Here is a 256-nt window from a genome sequence, read left to right on the forward strand (position 1 = left end):
AGCCGCCCGCGCCGACGCCGGACGACATGGACTCGCGTCCGCCGCCGCCCTGGAACACGCGCGAGGAGGTGGCCAAGGCGGCGCGCGTGTCGAGCAATACGATCAGCCAGATCGAGCGGATCCAGAAGGCGGCCGCGCCGCAACTGGTCGAGGCCGTGCGCGCCGGCACCATCTCGCTGAGCGCCGCGGCGAATGTCGCCCAGCTGCCGCAGGAAGCCCAGATCGCGGCTGTCGCCGGCGGCAAGAAGGAACTGCA

At 72.3% G+C, this 256-nt stretch carries 1 pseudogene; it reads left to right on the plus strand.

Going from position 1 to position 256, the window contains the following annotated elements:
- A pseudogene (locus KVT32_RS30630) lies at positions 1-256 on the plus strand (hypothetical protein); the annotation flags it as partial.

It is taken from the genome of Achromobacter sp. GbtcB20, assembly GCF_019091095.1.
In the GTDB taxonomy this organism is placed as follows: Bacteria; Pseudomonadota; Gammaproteobacteria; order Burkholderiales; family Burkholderiaceae_B; genus Achromobacter; species Achromobacter mucicolens.